The following is a 6,055-nucleotide window of genomic DNA, read 5'->3' on the forward strand; positions in this document are numbered from 1 at the left end:
AATGTCCGCTATTTGATCACTTTTGTTGCCCGTTTTCCGCCATTTCATCTTCATTGATTGGCGTTTCGTTTTTAGCTAGAACACCTGCTTTGCGCTTTTCTTTCAACCGATAGCTTTCTCCTTTGATATTCAGTGTCGTTGAGTGGTGCAACAGTCTATCCAGGATCGCCGTTGCCAACACGTTATCGCCGAACATCTCTCCCCAGTCTGCGAAGCTTTTGTTGGACGTCAGGATGATGCTCGCTTTTTCATATCGGCGGTTCAGCAACCGGAAGAACAGACTCGCTTCCTCTCTGTTCATTGGCAGATAGCCTATCTCGTCCAGGATCAACACCCGGGCATAACTCAGTTGTGCCCAACATTACCTAATGTGTCATGCTTTCATATCACCACTCAACGGGAATAAACACCCTGAGGCTAATTTTTGGGTATTGTAAGAAGGGCCGTTATCACCACGAAATAAGCCTCAAAAGGGAGGGCATTCAAAACAACACCCTCCCCCTATCACGCTAGGCTATCAGTACAAATTAACATCATTCACTCTTATGCTTGAGCACCAATTTCAGGTAAGGGTGATTCCATTCAATAGGCTCACTACTGACCAATCCGTCATGCTCGATCGATCCGCAGACCCCAGGATTAGCAAGGATAGTGTCATAGATGGCCCGACTTTCTAAGCCCTGAAGCATATGAGCCAATATCTTCCCCCACTCGCTTGCCTTGACCGGTTCATTCTTTTCCCCTCTCAACAAATAGGTCTGACTTACCGCATTGCGGATAGCCAGTCCACGGCCCGGACAATTTACGCCTTGACTGATATAAATAGTGATGAGTTTTTCCAGCTTACGTTTAATCGGTGCTATATACTTGCCCCATGCTCTTAACTTCTTTGCCGCCATATCATATCCATATTCATCGCACAGTATAGCGAAGGATTTACTCTTGGGCGACAGTTTAACCTTGCAAAGAGAGAACAAGCAGGAATAAAGTAATGTTTTTGCAGACTGGCTGGATATATCAAACCGCTCCATTATCTTTTCCTTGGACAGTTCGTTTAGACGACTACATTTGATGCCGTATTTCTTAAACTCTCCTTTGAGAATATTGAACTGGCTACTCTCTATATCATAGTTATACCCTTCAAAGATCTTCCATTTCAGGCTTGATTTCATGCCCTGAAAACCACGGTGTAGCTCAAATGAGCGGGTTCCTTTAGAAGAAAGCTTATATTCTGGATAATACTCAACAATCAGAGGTACACTGCTGACCATTCGGCAACCACGAGACAATAGGTGACTAATAAAATGAGCTTTATGAGCAGCCTCGATTTCATCCTTTGGTTCAAAGTCACGCCATTTATCAAGGTTAATACGTAACCCGCCCATATTTGAATAGACTTCTTTCATATATTTGACAGTTTCACGTGAAACATGGCGGGTTTTATGCTTAGGCTTATTCATTTTATCCAAAGCCCGGCCTATCATATCATCGAAACTGAGCGTCTTCTTATCACTTACTTTTACAGCCGTGGACAGATAAATATAACGTTGTTCATTCCTCATATACTCACGGTGATTAAAATCACCGAACCAGCGCTTAATATGCTCTTTACTCAACGCAAACTCACGACACTTCTTCTTGCCAACATGATGCTGCTTTATCTTAATAATCCCTTCCTTTTTCAGAAGCTCTAACGCTCTTTTACAAACAAGGTACTTTGATTGTTCAAATACAAACGGTAATTTCTTTTTACCTAACTTACTGGAGAAAGGAGCGTAAACTGTATACGGATCACTCTCTGGCGTCTGATCGGCGTACAATAATGTATTGCAGATAAGATGTTGCAAGAATCCTTGGATATCCGCATAGAAGCGGGGGGCTTGTCGCTTATCTTTACCCGTAAACTTTATTTTATAAACATCGGCAATAAAAGCATCATACGTTTCTGAAGTCACAAGTATACCACGGGAAATAAAATAACCAGCCATAGATTCACCTTAAATAAAAAATATATAATCGACGTGACATTACTCACGTAATGCCAACGTCTCCTGAAAAAAAATACATAACGCAATATATACACATGTATATTTACAACATGAATTACACAAATTTTTTTTAATCGTAAGATTGAACAGTAAAAAAATAACCATGTTGTAGGACAATCTCTAGAGACAACCAAGACCATATATACGAGTATAATAACAGAGCCATTATAATACCCCCTATCCCCTATATTAAGATGGTTATTATGGTTATTATTATGGTTATTATTATGGTTATTATTATGGTTATTATTATGGTTATTATTATGGCTATTTATTAACTAGTACTACCTCCATAAGATCATGGTTATTATTATTTTCTGAAATATTAAGTCAAGAAACGTGAAATTATGCATGTGCACGCGTATGGCCTTTAGTATGGCAAAGGCCATATATAATAATATAAGCCTATATAGTGGTTTATATACTCTACTGATGATATAGATATGCCTAGCAGCACTTTAGATGAATATTCAGATCTCAATATTGATAAATGATTTCTGCGCTATGGACGGAACCATGATTTACCGGGGTGTACGGTCATAATCTTGTTTAATATACAGATATGAAAAATGCCAGGAATTCATTGGCGGAACGCACATTCTATACCGGATAAATCGTTCATCCCGCTAGTTGCGGCCCGCATTTTCCAACCCTTGAATTTCTTTTCTGATTGGCATTAATGCTGAAAATAATATCATCTAAACTCCATATCTCCGTCCCCCAAGGTATAAATCTTGATGCTCTGCAACACACCCTGACACATCTCCGGGCTGTTTTGATGGCTTGACCTGGTGTCTGGAGAACCCAAAAATCAGCTCTCGTCCAAACCATAGGAGGGGCAAATTCAGAAAGGTGTCACTCTGAACTGCCGATAAGAAGCCTGTAGAGTATCAGCTTAATCAACCGCGACATCACTTACACTTGAACGCCATTCGACTGACAATCACAAATCACTCAATCACTTTTTAACTGGACATAAAAACGCGACGGGTAACCCTATACCTGCTGGGTAGTGTTGATCGTCGACTTCCTCCAACCAGTGGGTTTGACGCTTATACACAACGTCTACAGGCCTCTTTTTACGATCTCAGCTAAAACCTCGTTAACAAACCGATCACAGATAAGGAATGCCAATAAGTGGAACTGTATCTGTTTTTAGCTCGTAGCAATGGCATCATTGATTTTTTCAACTCTGTCGATGGATTGCTCCCCGGTAAACAGGATCGTCTACCGAGATATGGCGATTCCAAAATACTTCGCAGATAGGTCAATGCTTCCTGCATATAAAATGTGCTCAGCAATACGGCAGCGTTGGTGATCAGCCCTAATGTACCTAACGTACCTAATGGGCCTTCTTGGTCTCCACTGTGAAGTTTCCTTATCTTTCCCTCTCCGCGTTGCACGAAGCAGACGGCGCTTCGGGAGATTGTGTTTGGCCCCCCTACAACATTGTGACTTATAAGTTTTCCTTAATATTTTTAAGTGAGAACTTAAAGTTATAAATTTTTTTGACTTTGATTTTTAGGTTAACTATAAGAGTAACTGCAGTAAGAAATATAGATTAAAAGTGCCTGTCAATACAGCAAGGGATTAACAATATCGGCTCGTATATTTTCCGTTCCAGTCGTATTACCGATACGGTTTCAGGATATCTACTGATGATATGAAGAGGTTTTATTAAGTAAAAACATAAACACATAAATTAAATTTTTATTTTTACATCTAAAAGGACATTTTATGGAAAATGTAACGATACCTTTAAGTGGCAATCCTGAAATTGATTTCATTCTGAGACAATACAAAGCATTGCCTAGTAACGGTGGTAACACATATACATGGAGCATGGCTAAAACCTCTTACACCAATCCTACACCTAGTACAGAGTTTGGAACTACTTACATACCGATTCCAGTAGACAACCCTTATAATGATTTAATTAGGAAATCATTGGACAATTTCAGCACTTTTGCCAATGTAACCTTTAAAGAGGTGGATGAAAGTAAAAATGAAATGGGTGACTTGCGTTTTATGGCAAGCAATGAACTCAGTTTTGCGTCTGGTGGAATAAGTACTCGTATTAATGACATTAATACACTTGTATTCAAAATAGATCCTCCTAATGGAGTCACAACCCCTCCCTCATTTTATATCTCTGCGCACGAAATTGGCCATGCAATGGGGCTCAGTCACACTCAAATAATGGTTAATGGAAAATGGCAAGAAGCAAGCGGTCTCACTGAAGTTACAACCCTAGATACGCTCATGTCCTATAATCAAATATGGAATTCCTTACATAGCCCTCAAGAAAAAACGGCTTTATATGATTCTAATGGGGTATATCTAGGAGAAGCAAAAGCCATTAGTTATGGTATTCTTGATATCCAGGCTTTGCAATATATTTATGGCGAAAATCATACCTTCAATTCTGATAACACAACCTATAAATACACCCCGGAGCAACTCAATTTCTTTGATACCATTTGGGATGGCGGGGGTAATGATACGCTTGATTTCAGTGCCTTTAATCTTGGATCAGTTGTTAATCTTAACGGAGGAACACGCAGTTCAATATATATTGATGTCTCTAAGCTTGCTCCGGAAAAATCATACTTAAATTCAATAGCCTATGATGGGACGAACGCTATTGGCATAGCCTATGGTGCAAATATTGAGAATGTCAATGGAACCCAAGGTAATGATGTAATATATGGCAATGAGTTAAATAATATTATTAAAGGTAATAATGGAAATGATACTCTTTACGGTGGAAAAGGCAATGATACTCTCTATGGCGGTTCAGGAGTAAATACATTAACTGGCGGGGATGGAAATGATGTCATTTACATAGAAAGCAATAGTGTTAATCATATTTATGGTGGAAAAGGTGATGATAAGTACGTAATAGGTGCAGCCAATGCCATCTATGAAATTTTCGAAGAGAAAGATTGTGGCTTGTGGGATAGTGTTGAAATTTCAGGAATTATTTATACTAATACAACATTTCACCTTCCAGAGAATGTTGAGAATTTAATGATGAAGTATTTTTCAGCATCAAATAAATCTCAGGCCACATTGATAGGGAATGATTTGAATAATTCAATAAGTGGCAGTGTCAGCACCAATGATATAATAATTGGTGGCAAGGGAAATGATACATTACAAGGTTATAAAGGTAGCGATAGTTATATCTTTAGCAAAGGGGATGGGCAAGATGTTATATGGGAATACAATAATGAGATCGCGGGGAAAGGTGATACGGACACATTGACTTTAAATAATATTGATTCAGATCAACTTTGGTTTAGTCGTGTTAAAGGCTCGACAGACTATGGTGACAACCTTGTTATTTCAATATTAAATTCCTCTGATAAGATAACGATACATCATTGGTTTGAGAATGGTAACGATCCTGTTTTTTGTAATGGAAAACTAGATGGTATAAACACTGCTGATGGGATATCATTAAATATCAATCAGGTTGAGGCTCTAGTAGGGATAATGCAGAGTGAAACACCTCCTCTATCATATACATCCATTATTGATGAATACCTCTCACTGAACTTAGGAGCTGTTATATAGTTGGTTTTAGTATTTGGTTTAATTAAGCTATCAATATGGTGAGGTTAAATGAGAGCTTAAAATTAAGCTCATGAAGCTTCCCTCCACAGGAGTAAGAATAAAAGTTATATCTTGTCCTTTAGTTGATACTCCGAGTGTTTATTATACTGAGATTCTGATTTAGCGGGTGTAGGATTTTGGGACAGCGTTCTAAGTGAAGGCTTTTAAGTACAGTAAGCATAATGTAAACTTGAGATTAAGAAATTATTCCTTTACGGTTGCAGGAAAATACGATGCGGGGAAAAAATAATGGCGGCAGCGATGCGTTGCGTCAGCGACAGTTATTGACGCAGTTGATTCAACAGGGAAAACAAGAGGAAGCCTGGAAAAAAATTCGTGCTCGGCTACTGTTTGCGCCTAATGACGTTTGGTTTATTCATGAAGCTGCT

At 38.8% G+C, this 6,055-nt stretch carries 2 protein-coding genes and 1 pseudogene; 1 reads left to right on the plus strand and 2 read right to left on the minus strand.

The genetic code is table 11. The annotated features are described in order from the left end of the window. Positions 1-16 precede the first annotated feature (16 nt). Positions 17-352 (minus strand): annotated as a pseudogene (locus BMI79_RS03190) (ATP-binding protein); the annotation flags it as partial. Positions 353-533: 181 nt separating this feature from the next. Further along, a complete protein-coding gene (locus tag BMI79_RS03195; protein WP_076940364.1) occupies positions 534-1,988 on the minus strand; it encodes a hypothetical protein in 1,455 nt (484 codons plus the stop codon). A gap of 1,797 nt (positions 1,989-3,785) precedes the next feature. Here BMI79_RS03195 and BMI79_RS03200 point away from each other — a divergent pair. Next, entirely contained in the window at positions 3,786-5,627 is a 1,842-nt protein-coding gene (locus tag BMI79_RS03200; protein ID WP_076940365.1) for a calcium-binding protein, read from the plus strand. Positions 5,628-6,055 lie beyond the last annotated feature (428 nt).

Source organism: Serratia oryzae (genome assembly GCF_001976145.1).
In the GTDB taxonomy this organism is placed as follows: domain Bacteria; phylum Pseudomonadota; class Gammaproteobacteria; order Enterobacterales; family Enterobacteriaceae; genus Chania; species Chania oryzae.

Bases quoted from the DNA above. Each gene is read 5' to 3' on its own strand.
- BMI79_RS03195 (WP_076940364.1), bottom strand. From the start codon at position 1,988: ATGGCTGGTTATTTTATTTCCCGTGGTATACTTGTGACTTCAGAAACG.
- BMI79_RS03200 (WP_076940365.1), top strand. From the start codon at position 3,786: ATGGAAAATGTAACGATACCTTTAAGTGGCAATCCTGAAATTGATTTC.